This is a genomic window from Paenibacillus sp. Soil766 (assembly GCF_001428105.1).
In the GTDB taxonomy this organism is placed as follows: Bacteria; Bacillota; Bacilli; order Paenibacillales; family NBRC-103111; genus Paenibacillus_E.
The window spans coordinates 1-20724 of the sequence record NZ_LMSJ01000023.1 but is presented as its reverse complement, the minus strand read 5'-3'; the positions used below and the strand labels follow the sequence as shown (position 1 = coordinate 20724).

At 45.4% G+C, this 20724-nt stretch carries 19 protein-coding genes and 1 pseudogene; 17 read left to right on the top strand and 3 right to left on the bottom strand.

Annotation, left to right across the window (positions count from 1 at the left end; all coding sequences use genetic code 11):
- Positions 1-18: 18 nt before the first annotated feature.
- Complete coding sequence (locus tag ASG89_RS17505; RefSeq protein WP_057312006.1) at positions 19-894, bottom strand: YitT family protein; 876 nt, start codon at positions 892-894, stop codon at positions 19-21.
- Positions 895-1012: 118 nt separating this feature from the next.
- Here ASG89_RS17505 and ASG89_RS17500 point away from each other — a divergent pair, with 118 nt between their 5' ends.
- From ASG89_RS17500 to ASG89_RS17435, 14 genes are all read left to right on the top strand, one after another.
- Complete coding sequence (locus ASG89_RS17500; protein ID WP_057312625.1) at positions 1013-1351, top strand: nucleotide pyrophosphohydrolase; 339 nt, start codon at positions 1013-1015, stop codon at positions 1349-1351.
- A gap of 64 nt (positions 1352-1415) precedes the next feature.
- Positions 1416-1940, top strand: a complete 525-nt coding sequence (locus ASG89_RS17495) for a tetratricopeptide repeat protein (protein ID WP_063867984.1) — start codon at positions 1416-1418, stop codon at positions 1938-1940.
- Between the two features lie 16 nt (positions 1941-1956).
- Complete coding sequence (gene dapB, locus ASG89_RS17490) at positions 1957-2760, top strand: 4-hydroxy-tetrahydrodipicolinate reductase (protein WP_057312004.1); 804 nt, start codon at positions 1957-1959, stop codon at positions 2758-2760.
- Positions 2761-2785: 25 nt separating this feature from the next.
- Positions 2786-3205 carry a methylglyoxal synthase gene (mgsA, locus tag ASG89_RS17485; protein ID WP_057312003.1) on the top strand — a complete coding sequence of 140 codons (420 nt, stop codon included), beginning with the start codon at positions 2786-2788 and terminating at the stop codon, positions 3203-3205.
- A gap of 1 nt (position 3206) precedes the next feature.
- On the top strand, positions 3207-3896 hold the full coding sequence (gene bshB1 / locus ASG89_RS17480) for a bacillithiol biosynthesis deacetylase BshB1 (protein ID WP_057312001.1): 690 nt from the start codon (positions 3207-3209) through the stop codon (positions 3894-3896).
- Between the two features lie 23 nt (positions 3897-3919).
- Positions 3920-5092 carry an N-acetyl-alpha-D-glucosaminyl L-malate synthase BshA gene (bshA, locus tag ASG89_RS17475; RefSeq protein WP_056614263.1) on the top strand — a complete coding sequence of 391 codons (1173 nt, stop codon included), beginning with the start codon at positions 3920-3922 and terminating at the stop codon, positions 5090-5092.
- A 22-nt stretch (positions 5093-5114) separates the two neighbouring features.
- Positions 5115-6407: a CCA tRNA nucleotidyltransferase gene (locus ASG89_RS17470; RefSeq protein ID WP_057311999.1), complete on the top strand. Its 1293-nt coding sequence runs from the start codon at positions 5115-5117 to the stop codon at positions 6405-6407.
- Between the two features lie 551 nt (positions 6408-6958).
- Entirely contained in the window at positions 6959-7927 is a 969-nt protein-coding gene (locus ASG89_RS17465) for a biotin--[acetyl-CoA-carboxylase] ligase (protein WP_057311997.1), read from the top strand.
- Between the two features lie 235 nt (positions 7928-8162).
- Positions 8163-9017: a 3-methyl-2-oxobutanoate hydroxymethyltransferase gene (panB, locus tag ASG89_RS17460; RefSeq protein ID WP_082593370.1), complete on the top strand. Its 855-nt coding sequence runs from the start codon at positions 8163-8165 to the stop codon at positions 9015-9017.
- Positions 9018-9041: 24 nt separating this feature from the next.
- The gene (panC, locus tag ASG89_RS17455; protein WP_057312622.1) at positions 9042-9911 is read left to right on the top strand and encodes a pantoate--beta-alanine ligase; all 870 of its coding nucleotides are present in this window, start codon (positions 9042-9044) and stop codon (positions 9909-9911) included.
- A 6-nt stretch (positions 9912-9917) separates the two neighbouring features.
- On the top strand, positions 9918-10301 hold the full coding sequence (gene panD / locus ASG89_RS17450) for an aspartate 1-decarboxylase (protein ID WP_056614256.1): 384 nt from the start codon (positions 9918-9920) through the stop codon (positions 10299-10301).
- 89 nt (positions 10302-10390) lie between these two features.
- Positions 10391-10987 (top strand): tetratricopeptide repeat protein, encoded by a 597-nt coding sequence (locus tag ASG89_RS17445; protein WP_057311995.1) that lies wholly within the window; start codon positions 10391-10393, stop codon positions 10985-10987.
- 91 nt (positions 10988-11078) lie between these two features.
- A complete protein-coding gene (dinG, locus tag ASG89_RS17440; RefSeq protein WP_057311993.1) occupies positions 11079-13937 on the top strand; it encodes an ATP-dependent DNA helicase DinG in 2859 nt (952 codons plus the stop codon).
- 3 nt (positions 13938-13940) lie between these two features.
- A complete protein-coding gene (locus tag ASG89_RS17435) occupies positions 13941-14561 on the top strand; it encodes a redox-sensing transcriptional repressor Rex (protein ID WP_057311991.1) in 621 nt (206 codons plus the stop codon).
- Positions 14562-14618: 57 nt separating this feature from the next.
- Here ASG89_RS17435 and ASG89_RS17430 read toward each other — a convergent pair whose 3' ends face one another.
- Together ASG89_RS17430 and ASG89_RS17425 are read right to left on the bottom strand one after the other, a co-directional pair.
- Positions 14619-15620 carry an inorganic phosphate transporter gene (locus ASG89_RS17430; protein ID WP_057311989.1) on the bottom strand — a complete coding sequence of 334 codons (1002 nt, stop codon included), beginning with the start codon at positions 15618-15620 and terminating at the stop codon, positions 14619-14621.
- A gap of 57 nt (positions 15621-15677) precedes the next feature.
- Positions 15678-16304 (bottom strand): DUF47 domain-containing protein, encoded by a 627-nt coding sequence (locus ASG89_RS17425; protein ID WP_057311987.1) that lies wholly within the window; start codon positions 16302-16304, stop codon positions 15678-15680.
- Positions 16305-16562: 258 nt separating this feature from the next.
- Here ASG89_RS17425 and ASG89_RS17420 point away from each other — a divergent pair, with 258 nt between their 5' ends.
- From ASG89_RS17420 to ltrA, 3 genes and pseudogenes are all read left to right on the top strand, one after another.
- On the top strand, positions 16563-17858 hold the full coding sequence (locus ASG89_RS17420) for an amidohydrolase (protein ID WP_057311986.1): 1296 nt from the start codon (positions 16563-16565) through the stop codon (positions 17856-17858).
- Positions 17859-17901: 43 nt separating this feature from the next.
- Positions 17902-18390, top strand: a complete 489-nt coding sequence (locus ASG89_RS17415; RefSeq protein ID WP_057311985.1) for a DUF5590 domain-containing protein — start codon at positions 17902-17904, stop codon at positions 18388-18390.
- Between the two features lie 1083 nt (positions 18391-19473).
- Positions 19474-20577: pseudogene (gene ltrA, locus ASG89_RS17405) on the top strand (group II intron reverse transcriptase/maturase); the annotation flags it as partial.
- Between the last annotated feature and the right edge of the window lie 147 nt (positions 20578-20724).

Genomic DNA, 20724 nt, shown 5'->3' with positions numbered 1-20724 from the left:
TTTTACATTGATGTTAACCTATGAGTTTGTTTTGAAACCCTCGCCGATGACCTCATGGACATCCCCAACGATAATGAAAGCACGTGGATCAACGGCGTGAATTAACTCTCGTAATTGCCTTGTTTCATGCCGGTAAACGACGCAATAGACGACTTCCTTCGTGTTTCCTGAATAAGCACCACGCGCTGGGAAGAGTGTTACTCCGCGATCTAGTACTTTGGTGATGGACTCTGCAAGGCTACTTGGCTGATCACTGATGATCGTAAATGATTTGGCTGCATAAGCTCCCTCTGATATGTAATCAATGATCCGAGATGTGACGAATACGGCTACAAGTGAATAGAGCACTTTTTCTTTAGGGAGATAAATGAAAGAAGAACCAATGACGACGACATCAATAATCAGGATGACTTGTCCGACACTCCAACCTCTTTTTTTATGACCTATGCGAGCTAATATATCAGAACCACCTGTCGTTCCACCGAATCGAAATACAAGCCCAAGACCCGTGCCAAGCGTTATCCCAGCATATAGGGTTGCTAGAAAATAGTCTTGTGTAGTGTGAAAAGGTACTATCCAACCCATATGAATTAGCCATTCCATCACCCACAGAAAGAACGAAAGGCAAATGACTCCGAAGATCGTATACAGCATAGGCCCTTTACCGAAATTTCGCCAGCCTAAATAAAATAACGGAATATTAAATACAAGGGTGGAGATGGAGGGAGGGACATTAAGCACGTATTTGAGCAAAAGGGATATGCCCGTTAATCCGCCTTCCATGAGCTCATTCGATATGACAAAATAATGCAAACCAAACGCGTAAATCGCGGTTCCAATCCCAATTCCCAACACATTGAGTAATTGATCTTGGAACCTTTCTTTAAATACCATGTGAATTCCTCCATGCCTAATATGCTTGCCTTTTCTAACAAAAAATTTGTCAACTTTTCTCGTTTAGTTTAACATAAGGAGGATAACCTTTGTGAAGAGGATAGAAAGAAGGATGCCAATGTCAGAACGTACACTTAAAGACCTGCAACAAGAGGTTGATACTTATATTTCCCAGTTCAAGGAAGGATATTTCAGTCCTCTTTCTATGCTGGCTAGAATGTCTGAAGAAGTTGGTGAATTAGCGCGTGAGGTGAATCATTCTTACGGTGAAAAACCGAAAAAGAGTACAGAAGCGGACAATTCAATCGAATTGGAGCTTGGTGATATTTTATTCATTACGATCTGCTTTGCCAATTCACTTGGCATTGATCTGACGGATGCGCATGACAAAATCATGCACAAATTCAATACCCGTGATGCAGGGCGTTGGACTAAAATTAACACCGAAACGAAATAATCTTCATAAACTAAACCATCCCCATGAAACGGGAAGACCGCTAATGGCAAAGGAGGATGGGCAGATGAATGGAGAAAATCAAATACAAAAAGCATACGAATCCATACTTGGGCATGATTTTGAGAAGGCCATTGAATGGTTTGAAAAAGCGATAGCTGAAGAACCAAACAATGCTGTCTATCATCATAAACTTTCCATTACTTTCGCGAGAAGTAATAAGCTTAACAAAGCGGTGGAACATGCATCAAGAGCGATTGAACTAGACCCAGCGAACGAAGCATTTCGCTTTCACTTGCAAGTGTTGAATGCACGAGAGCTTGTTGAACAAGCCAGAAGGCAGCTTACGAATCAGACTGCTCATGCGGAGCGTGCTATTTTTCTGCTGAAAGAAGCAATTGTGCTTGATCCATTAGCCATTGAAGCGTATCTTATTCTAGGTGAAGCCTTCGCGATGCGAAAGGATTATACCAGAGCTTATCAGACCGTAATGGAGGCTGTCCGTCTAGAGCCTCATCACGAGCTTGCAAAGCAACATGCTTCGATCTATAAGACTAAAATGAATACAGAGCTAGGCCCGAAACAAAGATAAAGGAGATCATCACAATATGGAGCGTAGAATACGAGTAGCAGTTATCGGAGCAAGTGGAAGAATGGGGCGGGAGGTCGTTAAGACCGTTCTGCGTGAGTCTGATATGGAGTTAGTAGGGGGAGTAAGTCGTACCTCCGGCCCCATTGATCTAGGAAGAATGGTTGGTATGGATGAATGCGGGATTCTGATGGGTAACGACATTGAAAAGGTTCTAACCCAATCCAAACCAGATGTGTTAGTTGATTTTACAGGACCGCAAACGGCGGTTTCACATACAAATCTTGCGATTCGGTTAGGGATTCGACCCGTGATGGGGACGACGGGTTTCACTCCTCAGGCTATTGCTGATTTGGACATGCTTTGCCGAGACAACAATATTGGTGGATTAATTGCACCGAATTTCTCCATTGGGGCTATTCTCATGATGAGGTTCGCTGCCCAAGCTTCGAAATATTTCCCTCATTTGGAAATCATCGAATATCACGGTGATCAAAAGCTAGATGCACCTTCTGGAACAGCTGTGAAAACCGCTGAGCTCATTTCAGAAGTGCGAGAAGAAATTAAGCAAGGGAATCCGAAAGAAGAAGAAACAATTGAAGGATCCCGCGGTGGGTATTACAATGGATTCAGAATACATAGTGTGCGTCTGCCAGGTGTATTTGCGCAACAGGAAGTGATTATGGCCGAACAAGGTCAAGCGCTTAAGATTCGACATGACTCTTATGATCGTGCGGCCTATATGCCAGGTGTTGCGATAGCGGTACGAAAAGTAATGACGTATACCGGAATGATTTATGGTTTTGAGCATTTTATAGATTAGAGACCCCTAGGAGAGTGGAAGTTAGATGTTAAGCATCGCACTTATTGCCCATGATCGAAAAAAAGATGAGATGGTGAATTTCGTTACGGCTTATGAGCATGTTTTCGAGGGACACAAACTATATGCAACTGGCACGACAGGCAGTCGAATAATGGCAAATACGAATTTGAATATTCATCGATTCATGTCAGGGCCACTTGGTGGAGATCAGCAGATTGGGGCATTGGTTGCAGAAAATGAGATGGATTTGATCATCTTCTTGCGTGATCCTTTGATGGCTCAACCACACGAGCCTGATATTATCGCTTTGCTTCGATTATGTGATGTGCAAGGGATTCCGTGTGCTACGAACATTGCGACTGCGGAGTTGCTTGTAAGGGCTTTGGATCGTGGGGATTTTGCTTGGAGAGAACTCGTACATAAATATAAGCCAGGAATTGAATAAGATGAGTGAACAATTAGATATTCTTATATTTGGTGCCCATGCAGACGATGCTGAGATTGGGATGGGGGCGACTATTGCTAAGCATACACAGCATGGACTACGTGTTGGATTGTGTGAGCTGACCTATGCGGAGATGTCCTCCAATGGCACGGTAGAAACTAGACTAGAAGAAGCAACAGAAGCAGCGAAAATTCTAGGGGTAGCAACCCGTACGAATCTGGGATTACCAGATCGAGGATTATTGGTCACAGCAGAGCATATTGAACGGATAACACAAGAAATCAGGAAGTTTCGTCCACGAATCGTGTTCGCGCCATATTGGCAAGATCGTCACCCCGATCATATTGCATGTTCAACGCTCGTACAGGAAGCTGTTTTCAATGCGAAGCTGCGAAAATATTTGCCAGACTCAGAAGCTGTGAATGTGGAGCAACTATTTTTTTATTTTATAAATGATGTGTATGAAGCTGATGTGATTGTTAATGTAACAGACACTTATGATAATAAAATGGCAGCACTACGTGCGTACCGGTCACAATTTGTAACGGGTACGGGCACCGTTGCGACGCCACTCAATCAAGGATATGTCGAACGTGTTGAAGCTCGTGATCGACTCATGGGGCAGAAGCGTCAATTGACGTACGCAGAAGGGTTTGTTTCCAAACTCCCTTTGTTGATAGAGCATTTTTGATTGTTCGGAAAGAGGTGTGAGAGATGAAAGATAAATTAAAGATTGGTATTACGTGTTATCCAACACTCGGTGGCTCAGGTGTAGTAGCGACTGAGCTTGGAAAGTTACTGGCTGAAAAAGGACACGAAGTTCACTTTATTACACATAGCATGCCGTTTCGATTAGGCAAATTTCATAAAAATATTTATTATCATGAAGTGGAAGTTAGCCAATATTATGTCTTCCGGTATCCGCCATATGATCTATCGCTTGCTAGTAAGCTAGCCCAAGTTGCCAAAATGGAAGAGCTTGATTTGCTCCATGTTCACTATGCAATTCCACATGCCGTTTGTGCATTGCTTGCTAAGCAAATGGTAGGCTCGAATCTCAAGGTTGTGACGACTCTTCATGGGACAGATATTACGGTGTTGGGGCAGGATCAATCGATTTCGGATCTTATCCGTTATGCCATCAATGAAAGCGATGCTGTAACGGCTGTTTCCAAGGATCTGATCAAAGAAACACGGGAATTGTTAGCCATTGATCGTGATATAGATTTGACCTATAACTTTGTTGATAAACGGGTGTATTACCCGCGAGATATATCGAAGCTGCGAGGCGAATTCGCTCGGCCGGATGAGAAAATTCTTATCCATATTTCCAATTTCCGACCTGTGAAACGCGTGCAGGATGTTGTGGATATTTTCGCAAAAGTGAGTAAAGAAGTGCCGTCTCGACTTTTATTTGTTGGGGAAGGACCGGATCTTTCGAAAATGATTTCGAAAGTGAAGGAGCTTGGCCTCTCGGATAAAGTAACGTTCTGTGGGAAACAGGATGATGTGGCTCAAGTCATTTCACTTGCAGATGTTATGTTGCTTCCTTCTGAGAAAGAAAGCTTCGGGCTTGTTGCACTTGAAGCAATGGCTTGCGGTGTGCCAACGATTGGATCCAATGCAGGTGGAATTCCTGAGTTGATTACACATGGTGAAACTGGCTTTCTAGCTGAAGTCGGTGATACGGAGCAAATGGCCAGTTATGCGATTAATCTTTTGAAAAATCAAGTGATGTATGAACAAATGGCACAAAATTGTTTGAATCGTGCGCGTTATACGTTTTGTAACGATATTACGACAGTTCAATACGAGGAGATTTACTATCGCGTGTTAGGACGGGAGCTCCCTGAATCACATCGCATTTCTGCATCTTCATGTCAATAAGGATGCTAACTGGATAGGAGAAATGAAGTTGGATGCAGGCAAGGGAATGAATGATCCAGGTGCTTCGGAGGTATTGACTTCGCTCATGGAAGCTGGTTATGAAGCCTATTATGTCGGTGGCTGTGTACGGGATGTGGTACTTGGTCGTCCAATCAAAGACATTGATATCGCCACCTCTGCATTGCCAGAGCAGGTGATTCAAATCTTTCAGCGGACGGTACCAACAGGGCTCCAACATGGCACGGTCACAGTTCTAATAGCGCAAGGCGCCTATGAGGTAACGACCTTTCGTAAGGAGGCAGCGTACGAAGGTTTTCGTCGCCCTGCCTCTGTTGCCTATATTTCGGATTTAACTGAAGATTTAAGGCGAAGGGATTTCACGATGAACGCGATGGCTATGGATGTAGCTGGCGTTCTGCAGGATCCTTATGGGGGACAAACAGATCTAGCGGCTGGTGTACTACGCTGCGTTGGTATTGCGGAGGAACGATTTGGCGAAGATGCGTTGCGCATGCTTCGCTGCATTCGTTTCGCTTCGACTTACGATCTAGAGATCGAGGCGAGCACTTGGCAGGCGCTGCTGGCGAATGCGCCATTGCTGCGCCATATTGCCATGGAGCGCGTGCGCAGCGAGCTGCAGCGCATGGTTGAGGGCCCAGCCCCCGCACGGGCTGTGCGGTTACTGCTGGCGAGCGGCCTGCTGGCCTACCTCAAAAAGCAGCTTCCGCTGCCTTTTGAGGCCTGGCTCGCCTGGGACGACGCGCTGGACGTTGTCAGCGCGCTCGAGGGGCAGCATGACCGTTGGTCCATGCTGCTGATGCTCCTGGAGGTGCCAGCGGACGTAGTCCGCGCGGCGCTCCAGGAATTGACCTTCTCCCGCGCCGATGGCGCAGCGGTCGCGGAAGTGCTTGCTCTGCGCGATGCTGTCGCCGCGCAGGTAAGGGTGGATGACCCGGCTCCGCTGGAGCGGGTCTGGAAGCTTGGCGCGGTGCGCCGCGGCGAAGCCGCAGCCCGCGCGTTATTGCGGCTGCTGCGCGAGCTGCCGCAGGTGGAGGGGAAGCGCGGCGGCTTGGCGCGCTTCTTGGTTGAGACCGCGCCGGAGTTGCTGCGGCGCGGAGAAGCTTGGCTGAAGGAGGTCCCCTGCTTCAGCCTGAAAGAACTTGCCATATCCGGCCAGGATGTGGCGGTGGCCCTTGATCGGCAGCCCGGCCCATGGATGGGCAGGCTGCTGCAGGATTTGCTCGAGCGAGCTGCTCTCGGGGAAATCCCGAATGAGCGCGAGGCTCTGATTGACGCCGCGCAGGCTGCGAAGTAGCAGCGCTGTGCGGTTTTTCTTTTGAATGACGGCTGTGGCGGCCCTTACAGGCACTTAATTATTCGAATAACTGTAAAAAATACATTTATTTTACTTGAACTTCTCTTAAAATTACATTTAACTGGAAAACCTCCAGTTAAATATTGCAATTCAAGCGAAAATAGGAAAATTGGTCAGAATTAACTACAGAAAATCCAGCTATTTTCGATTTTGGTACTTTATTACTCAAAATACCTACATGAAATCCAGTTAATTGAAAAAGCGGTCGTTCGTAGGGTGACTAGGCAGTTGAGCAAGAGGTATCTTGCACATATGGAGTAGCTAGTAATTGAAGATTGAGGTATCTTGCACGCATGGGTAACTAGTAGTTCAAGTTAGCGGTATGTTGCACCCATGGGTAACTAGTAAGTTGCGCTAGAGGTATCTTGCACATGAAGTAGCTAGGAAATCGAACCAAGGTTTTTCGCACGCTTCAGCAACTAATTGAATTAGAAATCAAGCGCAGCAATGCGCTATTATAGATCAAACTATAAGATTGCGAGTGAAATCGTATGAATGAGCGAATTTTAGAGCTTTTTGAGCAAGCGCCCGAAACCTATGTATCCGGTGCGGAAATCAGTCGGAGGTTAGGTGTGAGCCGTACTGCGATCTGGAAGCATATCGAGGAACTCCGTTCGGAGGGATATGCGTTTGAAGCGGCTCCACGCAAAGGGTATCGTCTGATCCATAAGCCAGCGAAATGGCAGATCAGCGAATTGATGAATGGTATGGAAACGAAAGTGCTGGGTCAAAAAGTACATATTTATGATGAAGTCGATTCGACTCAGACGATTGCGCATCAGCTCGTGGCTTCAGGCGCGTCTGAGGGCACGATTGTGCTCGCAGAGAAGCAGACAGCAGGCAGAGGTCGAATGGGGCGCAACTGGCATTCTCCTTCGGGTAAGGGGATTTGGTTGAGTCTAATTCTGACACCACGAATTCCTGTCTACTTCATGCCGCAGCTAACTCTGCTTAGTGCGGTTGCCCTGTGTCGTGCCATACAAAAAGTGTGCCAAGTTGAAATTGGCATCAAATGGCCAAATGATCTTCTTATACATGGGAAGAAAGTTAGTGGTATTTTGCTGGAAAGCAGTGGCGAAGACGAGCGCTTAAAGTATGTGATCGCAGGAATAGGTATTAGTGTTAATTTGTTAGAAGAGGACTATCCAGAAGAGCTCCGCTCCATTGCCACTTCTTTAGCCATCGAATCTGGCGCCGAGGTTTCGCGCGCGAGATTAGTACAAGCTTTTCTAAAGGAATTCGAGGAGATGTACGCCCTATATCTGGAGAAGGGATTTGCTCCAATTCGTTTACTATGGGAAGCGTTAAGTGTCACTCTGAAGAGACCGATTCGGACATCAACACCTTCAGGCTTTATTGAAGGAGTGGCAGATTCTTTGGATGATACTGGTGCTTTGACGGTGATAACTCCCAATGGTAAACGGATTAAAATTTATTCCGGAGACATTCAACTGAAGTAGTGGGAGATAAAGGGTATCATCCCGAAGCAAGCTTTGGTATAATAGAAACATAAGGCGGTATCCTTATAGGAACTGCACTTGATCTTGCCTGATCTGAATAACCGAAACAAGATGTTGGATTCTGCTCTGAGCCTTATAGGACCGAGACAGAGGGATCATTGATTCTTTCTGCATGCGCTCCTTTTAGCTCTTAGCTAAAAGGTTTTTTATTTTATATGAGGAAGCTGGGATACCTGTGGAACAACGTAAAGCGCTAACGACAGCAAAGATGAGAAAAATGAAGCAAGATGGCGTACCGATTACGATGGTGACGGCCTATGATTATCCTTCGGCACGTTTGTCGGAAGAAGCAGGTATTGATGTTATTCTAGTTGGTGATTCACTAGGGAATGTCGTGCTAGGCTATGATTCTACACTGCCAGTTACACTAGATGATATGGTTTATCATACACGTGCTGCTGTGCGTGGGGCCGCGAATACGTTTGTCGTCGCTGATATGCCATTCTTAACGTACCATGGCAGCTTGGACGCTACATTGCAAGGCGTTGGACGTTTGATGCGTGAAGGCGGCGCTAAGGCGGTTAAATTAGAAGGTGGCGCAGAGATCGCGGCTACCGTCAAAGCGATTACCGATGCAGGAGTTCCAGTCGTTGGCCATTTGGGGTTAACACCGCAGTCGGTTCACCAACTGGGAGGCTTCCGTGTACAAGGGCGCAGCTCGGATCAAGCTAAGAAGCTGTTGAGTGATGCAAAGGCAATTGAAGAAGCAGGTGCTTTCGCGGTAGTTCTGGAGCTGGTTACCGATGAGCTTGCGGCATGGATCACGAAGCAGCTGTCCATTCCCACTATTGGCATAGGCTCTGGTGTGCATTGTGATGGGCAAGTCCTTGTGTACCATGATTTGTTGCAGTATGGTTCTGACAGTGCTCCCAGAAAGTTTGTTAAAGCCTATGCAAATATCGGGGAAACTATCCGTGCAGGGATTGGCGAATATGTGAAAGAAGTGAAAGCGCGGACGTTTCCAGCGCAAGAAAATACATTTCATATGGACAACGATGTTGTTCAATATCTATACGGCGATAAGGAGTGATTGGTCATGGCAGCGATCCATACCATGGAAGTGGTTCAGACAATTGCCGATTTACGAGCTCGGATCAAAGCATATCGACGAAAGAATGATCAAACTGTCGGCTTCGTGCCGACAATGGGTTTTTTACACGAAGGACATGCGAGTCTTCTCCAAAAGGCACGTTCTCAAAGTGGATTAGTTGTGTTGAGCATTTTTGTGAATCCCTTGCAGTTCGGTCCGGGGGAAGATTTTGAACGATATCCTCGTAATGCGGAGCAAGATTTGGCGGTCGCGGAGGCAGCTGGTGTGGATATTGTATTTATGCCATCCGTAGACGAGATGTACCCAACACCAACGCGCACCACCGTGAGTGTGTCAGAGGTCACGACGAGACTTTGTGGGGCTTCTCGACCAGGCCACTTTGATGGTGTGGCTACGGTTGTAAGTAAGCTATTCCATATGGTGCAGCCGGACCAAGCTTTCTTTGGTTTGAAGGATGCCCAACAAGTGGCAGTCATTGAGCAGATGGTTCATGATTTAAATATACCCATTGAAATTGTGCCTTGCCCGACCCTGCGTGAGAACGATGGCTTGGCGATGAGCTCGCGTAATGTGTATCTATCTCCGGAGGAGCGCCAACAAGCATTGGTATTGTCTCAGTCCTTACAGCAAGCAAAAGAATTCATCCAAAGCATGTCAGCATCCTCATTTACATCACAAGAGCTAGAGATTTTAGTTCGCGATCATATCCTAACGGCGCCATTAGCCGTTATAGATTATGCGGAAGTATTGTCTTACCCTACTTTAGAGACTTTTGAATACAGCCATTCTATTGATACTCTTATTATCGCGCTGGCTGTGAAGTTTGGGAAAACACGTTTAATTGATAATCTTATTCTACAAGTTAGGAAGTGACGTCTTATGTTTCGCACGATGATGAAAGCGAAGATCCACCGCGCCACGGTTACAGAGGCGAATTTAAATTATATCGGCAGTATCACAATCGATGAGGATTTGATTGACCTTGTGGATATGCTGCCAAATGAGAAAGTGCAAATCGTGAATAACAATAATGGTGCACGTTTGGAGACGTATATTATTCCTGGGCCGCGGGGCACAGGTGTGGTTTGTCTGAATGGCGCGGCAGCAAGACTCGTTCAAACGGGTGATACTATTATTATTGTTTCCTATGCCATGATGAGCGACGAAGAAGCGAAGAAGCATCATCCAACGATTGCCATTATGGGAGCAAACAACACCGTTGCCCAATTGCTGAAGGAAGAAGAACATTCGACTGTCCTCTAAGATTTACGGCGGAACCACTTGCATGCATGAAAAGGTCTTTGTTTACAAAGAATGAGGGTAAGCTTTCGAAGCAAAGGTGGGGATGCCAAATGTTTAAGCATTTATTTTCCACAATGAATGAGGTTTTGGAAGAAATCCAGAAGGAATATCCGAACAGTGATGTGGAGAAAAAAGCCGAACTTGACGAACAATTGCAAGTGTTGAAGACGATGAGTGATGAATTCATCGAGGCGTGGCTGCTTTTTGAGGAGAAGCTGGGAAAGTTTTATGGGGTGGTGCCGATCAGCAGCACACAAACCTTACATGACGAACTGATGGAGCTCGACATGTCCGGCAAGCAAACAGAAGAATTCATGCGCGGACAAGGGTATTATAAGTTGTACATGTATGATCAAGCGATCAAAGAATTCGAGGTGCTGATTCAGCGGCAACCAGATTTCTTATTAGCGCGAGTGTATTTAGCAATGGGACATTTGCGTAAAGGGGAGTTTGGTGATGCCTATCAGCACTTCAAATTTCTGCTGCCATTGACGGAAAATTCAAAGATGAAAGCTATTTCTTATAACGCTATGGGTTGTATTCAAGTGCAAAATCAAAACCTAGAGAAGGCTTTCGAATATTTTCAAAAAGCATATCATACTGACCCCTCTTGCATGGAGCCACTAATCAATCTCGATGAGTCCTAGCCCGTTAGCGGTAAAACAAGGTATTCCCTTTTCCTAATCATATTTGGTATGCTAGGAGAAGTGTAGGACGAAGGGATTGAAGATAGACGTTATGAAATTTGCTGTTTTGGATTTTGAAACGACAGGAAGTCAGCCTGGGGACGAAATTATACAGGTTGGACTCGTCATTATAGATCAATTTGAAATTACAGACAGGTATACTTCTCTGGTGAACCCAGGGATTAGTATACCTTCTTCGATTACAACATTAACGGGGATTACCAATGAGATGGTTGCAGATGCACCGTCACTCGATCAAGTTATGTCTGATATGTTTCCTCTCTTGTTTGATTGTGTGCTTGTAGCCCATCAAGCCGCATTTGACTTGTCATTCTTGCAGCGGGGACTTACGAGAACCGGTTATCCTCCATTCTCGGGACGTGTTCTTGATACCATGGATCTGCTGCGTATTTTATTCCCGTCCATTTCTAGTCTACAACTTAGCATGGTGGCGGCGTTATTTGGTATTGATCATGAAAGACCACACCAAGCAGATAGTGATGCGGAAGTTACAGCATTGATTTGGATACATTGCTTGGATCGCTTACTGGGGTTGCCTCTCTTAACGGTACAAAGATTGAACCAAATTTTCGAAAACGGTAACACAGATTTAGGTTGGTTTCTGGACGAGATTTGTTTATATAAAGAATCAGTAACAAGTGTCGATATGGATACGAATCGTTACTTCCGTCAATTTACACTGAATGTGACGGATTGGGGCGACGAAGATGAGTTACGCACGGAGTTTGAGGTCACTGAGGCGTTAGGTGCTTCCTTTCAAGCATTTCAGCAAGGATTGAAATCTGCGCTTCAACAACGGTTCGAGGTGTATGAGGATCGTGAATCCCAGGATCTAATGATTCTAGAAGTGAAGAAGTCTCTTGAGGCAGATCAGCATTTGATGATCGAAGCGGGTACAGGGACGGGCAAATCACTGGGTTACTTGATACCTTCGATCTATTATGGTTTGAAATATGAGAAGAAAGTGGTCGTTTCAACCCATACGATTAATTTGCAAGAGCAGCTGCGTGAGCGGGATATTCCTTTATTAAAAGATATTTTTCCTGTTCCGTTCAAAGCCGCTGTTCTGAAGGGAAGAAGTCATTATCTGTGCCTGCGTAAGTTTGAAACGAAGCTCACAACACGTGACTACGAAAATGGCAGAGAAGACCCAATAACGGCCGCGCAAATGGTCGTCTGGTTAAGTGAAACTGAACATGGAGATGAGGAAGAATTGCACTTTGGCAACAAAGGTGCCCAGTTCTGGTACTCAGTTGCGAGTGATTCGGACTCTTGTTTAAACCGCATGTGCCCATGGTATAAGAAGTGCTTCTACCACAGGGCTCGTAATGATGCCAACACGGCTGATGTGATCATTACGAACCATTCCCTCCTCTTTACAGATATGAAAGCTGAGAACCGCCTTCTACCGTCCTACAAGCACCTTGTGATCGATGAGGCGCATCACTTTGAAGAAGTGGCAAGTAAGCACCTCGGAATAGAGTTGCATTCTTCTGCGTTTTACCATTCTTTATTGTGGCTGTATAAAGATAATCGAAGCGGTCAGCTTCCGATGCTGCGTTTCCGATTGCAGAAATCGGATGAGGCCGGGGAGCGTGCAGCCGCATGGAGCAACACGATTGATGGATTGTTCCCGAAAATCATTTCGATCAAAGAGGATTGGGAGCGACTAAGCGAAGCTCTGTATGAATTGGTTTCATCTGGAAGCGATCCTTCACAATCGGAAACCTCGCAGTATGTACTACGTTTGAAGCCAGAAACATTACCTTCAAATTGGCGTGAGCTACTAATTATGGAGGATAATATTTATCTAAATGCAAATGAACTATTACGAACTTTAGATAAATTGTTAAGTGAATTAAAGGAACAGCAAGATGGGCTTGGTGTTCAAGGGTTAGTAACGGATTTGAATGGCACTGTGAAAGAACTGTACGCACATCGTGATGCGCTTCATTTCTTCATGAAAATGGCAGATGAAGGGTACGTGTATTGGATTGAAGCCGGTACGTATGCGAAAGCCAAATCGGTTCAGCTGAATTCTGTGCCGACGGATGTAAGCGGGCTACTGCAGCAGCACTTCTTTGAAACGAAAGACAGTATTATCTTGACCTCCGCAACGCTCTCGGTGAACAAATCGTTCCAATACTCGGCGGAGCAACTAGGATTAGCCATTCCAGAGGACGAAGAGTCAGGTAAGCTGAAAACGGTGCAGTTGCCATCTCCTTTTAATTATCGAGAGCAGGCTCTGGTCGTCATTCCACGCAATTTCCCGACCATTAAGGGAGCGGGTGATCCGATTTTCATCGAAGCCCTAATCAACTCCCTGAGTGATGTGGCACAGGTGACGAAAGGCCGAATGCTGGTTCTATGTACGTCGAATCGGATGTTGAAACTCGTCCATGCGGGAATGAAGGAGAAGCTGAGTCCTCATGGCATCACCGTGCTTGGGCAGGGGGTAGACAGCGGTAATCGTAGTAAATTGACCCGTATGTTCCAAGATAACAAAATGTGCGTGTTACTAGGCACCAGCTCGTTCTGGGAGGGTGTCGATATTCCAGGAGATGCACTAAGTTGTCTGGCGATCATTCGCCTTCCATTTCAACCACCGAATCACCCGCTTGTTGAAGCCAAATGTGAGAATATCAAGAAGCGCAATGAGAATCCATTTATGAAATTTTCTGTACCTCAAGCTGTGATTCGATTTAAACAAGGCTTCGGTCGATTAGTTCGGAGAGCGTCAGACAAAGGGATCGTCATTATCTATGATACACGTGTTATTGAAACGTATTATGGCAAGCACTTCCTCTATTCGTTGCCTGGTCCGAAGATCGAGCACATGACCTGCGAACAAATGCTGCCGAGGATTGAGCAATGGATGGGAGGAGCCTAATACGTGAAAACACAAAAAATTTCAGAAGCTGTTGTCCGCAGATTGCCTATCTATTTACGTTATCTAAACGAGTTGCAAATGAACAATGTTTCCACGGTATCTTCTCAGGATTTAGGTCAAAAGTTAGATCTGAATCCTGCTCAAATCCGGAAGGACTTAGCTTATTTCGGCGAGTTTGGCAAAAAAGGTATTGGATATGATATCAATTATTTGATCGAGAAGATTCGTCAGATTCTTAAATTAGATCGACATATTCAAGTTGCGCTCGTTGGCGCTGGAAACTTAGGCAGAGCACTTTGCAATTATAATACGTATTTACGTAATGATATGAAAATTGTGGCTTTATTCGATGCCATGCCTGCTAAGACAGGTGAGGTCATTAATAACCTAGTTGTGCTCCCCATGGACAAAATGAAGTCGGTTATGACTGAGCTTGGTGTGCGTATCGGTATTATAACCGTTCCCGCGGCTGAAGCACAGAATGTCGCGAATGAATTCGTTGCTTGTGGCATTGAAGCAATCTTGAACTTTGCTCCAGTCATTATCAAGGTGCCGCCAGATGTGCGCGTGCATTATGCGGATTTTACAACAGAGCTTCAAAGCTTAGCCTATTATCTGGATTAGCATGAAAAAGGCACGACCCGCGCAGCTTCAGCGGGTCGTGCCTTTGATTGTTTACTATTACATGATTAAACGGAATATCGCAAAGTACAGCGTGTAAGCAAGAACCATCGAGATGGGAATCGTAATAATCCAAGTGATCAACATTCGACCCACCGTACCCCATTGTACTTCGTGGAAACGCATGACACTGCCTGTCCCGATGATCGCAGAAGAAATGACATGTGTTGTAGATAATGGTTTACCGATGAAAGTTGAGATTTGAATAACAATTGAGGATGTTAAATCGGCCGCAAAACCGTTTATCGGTTCAATTTTAACAATTTTACCTGAAACGGTTTTAATAATTCGCCATCCACCAATGGAAGTACCAAGTCCCATGGCAAGTGCGGCTGAGATTTTAACCCAGAGAGGTACATTCAAATCATCTTGCACACCGGCAGCAACGAGGCCAAATACGATAATGCCCATCGCCTTCTGAGCATCATTACCCCCATGTGAATAGGAAAGTAATCCGGCTGATAGGATTTGTAACGTACGAAATCCACGATTTAGCTTCGATCTGGACGTATTGCCTGACCAAATTACGATATACTTGATCAAAACCATGATGAGATAACCCAGAGCGAAAGCGATAATCGGCGATAATATGAGAATGATAATAATTTGTGTGAAACCACTCCAGTTAACACCATTGAAGCCCGCTCCTGCAATTACAGCACCAGCTAAGGCACCAAGCAACGTGTGGGAGGAGGAAGATGGAATGGACAGGTACCAAGTAAGCAAGTTCCAAATGATGGCCGCAAGTAGGGCAGCAATAACGACTTCAACCCCATTTTCGATCTTCGCAGGATTGGCAATACTTCCGCCTACCGTTTTGGCAACTTCAGATGAAACCATGGCACCAACGAAATTAAGTGTAGCAGCCATAAATATAGCGACTCGTGGGCTTAATGCTCGCGTAGAAATGGAAGTCGCAATCGCGTTAGCTGTATCGTGGAATCCATTGATGAAGTCGAATAGCAAGGCTAGTGCAACGATAATGATCAAATAAGTTAACATGAATTCCTCCTAGCGTTTTCCAATAGGAAAACTTTCTTCGTACACAGACATCTCGTCTTAAGAGTAACGAAGTACTACACTGTCTAGAATGTTAGCGACATCTTCGCAAGCATCGGTTGTTTCTTCCAAACGCTCATAAATTTCTTTGAGTTTGAAATCTTCGTACACATCTTTACGTGTTATAAAGATTTGACGAATCCCTTCGCGCATCAATCGATCTCCATCATTCTCAAGCTTGTTTATAGCAACGGTGTGCTCCGGAATTTGCATATACTTTTTCTTAGCCAAAAGCTTAAAGGCATCTAACATATGTTGACAGGAATCTACAATTACACCTGAGAAATCTTTCATGTAGGAGTCCGTATGAGATACATTCAAATAGTCGAAACGAGCAATCGTTGCTTCTATCCCGTCTGTGACATCATCCACTTTGGAAGCTAGAACCATAATATCTTCCCGATCAATAGGGGTGATAAATACTTTGTTCAGACCGCTGAAGATGTCATGTGTTATGGAGTCGCCTGCATGTTCTAGGTCATGAATGGCTTTAACATATTCAATTGGCGGCTTATCTCCCATCATAGCTGTGCGAAACAATTGAGCTGTTTGCAAAGCGTTCTCTGCAGCACGGATGAGCAATTGTAAGAAATCGACTTCGTTCTTTCTGGTGAATAACGTTGTCATAGAATCCTCCTAATTTTTACTATATGTACAAGTTTTTGAACGAATTTGTAAATCGAAAATGACCAAATTGTAGAAAAAACTCACAATGTTTAAAGTATCATATACTTTAGGTCTAAAGCAACGAAAATTCCGTGACATTTTACAATTTCTTAACATCTAAGGAATCGCACATGGTTTCCTTGATTTTACAAGCTTGAAGATGTAAAGTTTATGGAGCAGTAGTTGTTTATAGAATGAGCATAGAGAGGGTTTTTTACTATGAAAAAAACATTAATTTCGAATGGTATTTTTATTTCTAATAAGGATGACAAAACTTCCATTAATGGCTGCATGGTAATCGAAGGCAGTCAAATTACATACATCGGGGTTGAAGTGCCAGAACCATTAGACAATTATGATGAAGTAATTGACGGGACGAACAAGTTGTACATGCCTGGACTCGTGAATACACATGGACATGCTGCGATGTCTTTGCTCCGCGGTTATGGTGACGACCTTGCGCTGCAAGTATGGCTTGAGGAAAAAATGTGGCCAATGGAAGGGAAATTTACTTCACAAGACGTCAAATGGGGAACGCGGTTGTCGATCCTTGAAATGATCAAAGGCGGCACAACGACATTTGTCGATATGTACGACCATATGAATGAAGTTGCCTTAGCGGTAGAGGAGTCGGGAATGCGCGGCGTATTGACCCGCGGTGTAATCGGACTATGTCCGCCTGATGTACAAACAGCTAAGCTAATTGAAGCAACAGAATTTGCAAAGAACTGGCACGGTAAGGCAGATGGCAGAATTACAACGATGATGTCGCCGCATGCACCGTACACATGTCCGCCAGATTATATCGAACGCATTGTGCAAGCTGCACATGACCTTAATCTTCCGATCCATACACATATGTCGGAAACACGCCGAGAAGTCGAAGGAAATGTGGAACAGTATGGCGCTAGACCCGTAGCTCACTTGGAAAAGCTAGGCGTATTCACTCGTCCAACACTTGTTGCGCACGGTGTTCATTTAAATGATGAAGAAATCGCAATTCTCAAGCAATATGATGTGCGTGTGTCCCATAATCCGGGCAGTAATCTTAAGCTTGCTAGTGGAGTTGCGCGGTTACCAGAATTATTGCGTGCTGGCGTTAAAGTATCTTTAGGTACGGATGGAGCGGCATCTAATAACAATTTGGACATGTTTGAGGAAATGCGATTGGCAGCTCTTATTCACAAAGGTGTGAGTGGTGATCCATTAGCAATCCCTGCGAAGGAGGCTTTGCTGCTTGGAACTCGAATGGGAGCAGAATCCATTTGGCTGGATGATGTCGGTTTACTTGAGCCTGGCATGAAAGCAGACTTCATCGCACTGGATATCGATCAACCCCACTTCCTTCCGAAGACTGACTTCGTTTCCCACATTGTATACTCCGCTTGTGCGAAAGATGTCGTTGATGTATGCGTTGATGGCAAGTGGATCGTCCGTAAAGGTGAATGTCTAACATTAGATGAAGAGAAAATTAAACGTGAATTTGAACAATGCTTTGATCGCTTGAAAGGCTAATGTTTAGGCAAAGTAAGTGGTTGTGGGGAGGTGCGCGGCGCTTATGAATGCGAAGCGATCGATTACACTTGGTGTTTTCATAGTAGCAACGCTTGGTGTTGTGCTTAGCCGATTCTACCTGAATGTGCAGAACGAACACTGGGAAGAGAAACGTGTAGCTGTTGAAAAAGCCTTTGTTGGAAGTATGATGACCAAAGCATCGAAGGTCGACTTCTTCTACGGTGATGAGCCGTTTCAAATTGTTTACGGGGAAAACAAGCTAGGACAACGTTTAATTACTTGGGTTTCTGCTGAGGATGTTCATACGGAAATGGCGGAGGAAGCCTTCACAGAGGAGCAAGCCCGCGCAGCTGTGTTGAAAAAGGCACCAAGCAGTGAAATAGAGCGTGTTATACCAGGTAAATTAGGAAATGACTATGTCTGGGAAGTGTTTTATAAGACGAAGGAAGATAGAGGTACACGTTATTTCTATGATTACTACACCTTCAAAGATGGTACTTATTTGGATACTTATCGGCTCAGCCTTCATTAGAAGGTTGAGTTTTTTGTGTGCGCCTCACAGTCGCACAATCTAGGTGGTTCAAATCCACACGGTAACTTTACCCTTTGAAGTGCCGTAGCCGAAGTAGAGGTCCGACCCTCCTGAGGAGGAGGACTGACAGGGTGTCCCTCGCGAGAGGGGATCTGAAGGGTCGTTTCGGCGCTGATCTGGTTGGAAGGNTGTGCGCCTCACAGTCGCACAATCTAGGTGGTTCAAATCCACACGGTAACTTTACCCTTTGAAGTGCCGTAGCCGAAGTAGAGGTCCGACCCTCCTGAGGAGGAGGACTGACAGGGTGTCCCTCGCGAGAGGGGATCTGAAGGGTCTGCAGGCAAAGTCCAGCCCGGAATGCAGTGAACCAGAGGTGGCGGCGATGCAGGGTGACCCGCCATGAAAACGGGGAAACTTTTGCAACATGCATATCTTGCAGGGAAGCACGAAAGGGATATGACCTGCAAGGCTCATCGACGTGATTAGGGTCAGGATGGATGGAAAAGAATGTGCAGATGACCGAGGGAAGCCTCGTAGTCTCCTTGGCGCAAACGCGGACAAGGTAGGAGAGGTATAACCCGAAGGGGAAAGCCAAACCGAAGGGTTGCGAGGTGGCGGATCGTTCCGTAGTAGCGAGTAAGTCCGAGCCGATGAAAGCTGGTAACAGACTGGAGGATAAAACTCAGATGAGTATGCGCGGAGTTTTTTTTTTGGAGCAGTTCAAGGCTGTGGAAAAAAAATCAAGTCGCATAACCTGCTTCCACTCCAAAAGAGGGAAGACAGAGGCAAAGGGAACGTGCTTCGTCAAAGACTGTGAGTTCTAGTGAGTGGAGATCGTAAACGCCTTAAACGTAAGGGAACAGTTCCAAGAGGGTGCGTCCCGCCGATGGCGAAAGCACGTCAAAGGATAAGGGCTGTTGGCGACCTGAGTACGCCTTGTAAGACAGAAGCGATTGGTGAAAACCTAACACGCAGTCAGGCAAGTCGGAACAAGTAAGGAATCGATCATTTGTAGCCTGAACAAGATCAGCTTGGTGAGTAGTGGTAAGGTGGTGAAACACCAACCAATGGGACAATCTTCACGAAGCATGGCTAGCGGTAAAGAAGAATCAAGGCAGTGGCGGAATCGATGGAGTAAGTATCGACATGTTCGAGAAGAACATAGACATGAACCTAAAGGAAATGCAAAGGTTACTGCAACAAGATCGGTACAAACCTGATCCTGTCAGGAGACACTACATCGAGAAAGAAAACGGAAAGCTAAGACCGTTAGGTATTCCAACAATCCGAGATCGCGTATGCCAACAGGCTGTACGTCAAATCATCGAGCCGATCTTTGAACAAGACTTCTATTACTACAGCTTTGGTTTTCGACCTGGATACTCGGCGCACCAAGCCATACAAACGATCCGACGCGCAAAACGCGGCGGATACGATCACGTGGTTGACCTCGACATTATGTCCTTTTTCGATGAAATTCCGCATRACATGCTGATGAAAAAGGTTCGTGAACGAATAACTGACGGAAAAGTGCTGACGCTCATTCGCGGATGGCTTAGCGCAGGAGTCATGGAAGATGGCCAGTTCCATGAAACAGTAGTCGGGTCTCCACAAGGCGGTGTCATCAGTCCATTACTTGCAAATTTGTATCTGAATCATTTCGACTGGGGGATGAAGGAGAAAGGGTTCGCTGTAGTCAGGTATGCAGACGATGCGGTCATCCTTTGTAAAACAAAGGAGCAAGCAGAAGAAGCATACGAAACAGCAAAGTCCATCTTAGAAGGGGAACTTCAGTTAAGGATGCATCCTGAGAAAACGAAAGTGGTACATTTTGATGAAGGATTCCGTTTTCTAGGATTTCACTTTAGGAAAGAATACCTCATCCTACCATACGAAAAAGTGAAGAAGTACAAAGAGAAAGTCCGTCAGATCACTCGAAGGCAACAAGGAAACAACCTTGCAGAAATGATCAAGAAGTTGAATGAAGTGTCACGAGGATTTGGTAACTATTTCGGGATAGGGAATGTAAAGAAGAAGTTTCAACGCTTGGATGAATGGACGCGAATGAGAGTGCGAGCCTTCATGCGCAAAAAGAAGTCTACAGTTTCTAACTCGTTAATTCCAAACAAAGTGTTGGAAACAGCGGGTATGGTATTTCTAACGAACTTACTCACCACACGTTTCTAATTCAGGTCTGAAATATGCAACTCGGTGACGGGTGAAGATGACTCACTCCTGAAGATGGGGAACTGACGAAGGAAAGCCGTGTGCGGGAAATCCGCATGCACGGTTTGACGGGGAGTCCGAGGGAGTAATCCCTCGTCTTACCCTACT

What these genes read in the sequence shown, in the direction of transcription:
- panC (WP_057312622.1), top strand. Translation starts at nt 9,042, where the DNA reads ATGGAAGTGGTTCAGACAATTGCCGATTTACGAGCTCGGATCAAAGCA.
- ASG89_RS17470 (WP_057311999.1), top strand. Translation starts at nt 5,115, where the DNA reads ATGAAGTTGGATGCAGGCAAGGGAATGAATGATCCAGGTGCTTCGGAG.
- ASG89_RS17415 (WP_057311985.1), top strand. Translation starts at nt 17,902, where the DNA reads ATGAATGCGAAGCGATCGATTACACTTGGTGTTTTCATAGTAGCAACG.
- bshB1 (WP_057312001.1), top strand. Translation starts at nt 3,207, where the DNA reads ATGAGTGAACAATTAGATATTCTTATATTTGGTGCCCATGCAGACGAT.
- ASG89_RS17500 (WP_057312625.1), top strand. Translation starts at nt 1,013, where the DNA reads ATGTCAGAACGTACACTTAAAGACCTGCAACAAGAGGTTGATACTTAT.
- ASG89_RS17495 (WP_063867984.1), top strand. Translation starts at nt 1,416, where the DNA reads ATGAATGGAGAAAATCAAATACAAAAAGCATACGAATCCATACTTGGG.
- ASG89_RS17430 (WP_057311989.1), bottom strand. Translation starts at nt 15,620, where the DNA reads ATGTTAACTTATTTGATCATTATCGTTGCACTAGCCTTGCTATTCGAC.
- ASG89_RS17505 (WP_057312006.1), bottom strand. Translation starts at nt 894, where the DNA reads ATGGTATTTAAAGAAAGGTTCCAAGATCAATTACTCAATGTGTTGGGA.
- ASG89_RS17465 (WP_057311997.1), top strand. Translation starts at nt 6,959, where the DNA reads ATGAATGAGCGAATTTTAGAGCTTTTTGAGCAAGCGCCCGAAACCTAT.
- dinG (WP_057311993.1), top strand. Translation starts at nt 11,079, where the DNA reads ATGAAATTTGCTGTTTTGGATTTTGAAACGACAGGAAGTCAGCCTGGG.
- dapB (WP_057312004.1), top strand. Translation starts at nt 1,957, where the DNA reads ATGGAGCGTAGAATACGAGTAGCAGTTATCGGAGCAAGTGGAAGAATG.
- ASG89_RS17445 (WP_057311995.1), top strand. Translation starts at nt 10,391, where the DNA reads ATGTTTAAGCATTTATTTTCCACAATGAATGAGGTTTTGGAAGAAATC.
- ASG89_RS17425 (WP_057311987.1), bottom strand. Translation starts at nt 16,304, where the DNA reads ATGACAACGTTATTCACCAGAAAGAACGAAGTCGATTTCTTACAATTG.
- bshA (WP_056614263.1), top strand. Translation starts at nt 3,920, where the DNA reads ATGAAAGATAAATTAAAGATTGGTATTACGTGTTATCCAACACTCGGT.
- panD (WP_056614256.1), top strand. Translation starts at nt 9,918, where the DNA reads ATGTTTCGCACGATGATGAAAGCGAAGATCCACCGCGCCACGGTTACA.
- ASG89_RS17420 (WP_057311986.1), top strand. Translation starts at nt 16,563, where the DNA reads ATGAAAAAAACATTAATTTCGAATGGTATTTTTATTTCTAATAAGGAT.
- mgsA (WP_057312003.1), top strand. Translation starts at nt 2,786, where the DNA reads ATGTTAAGCATCGCACTTATTGCCCATGATCGAAAAAAAGATGAGATG.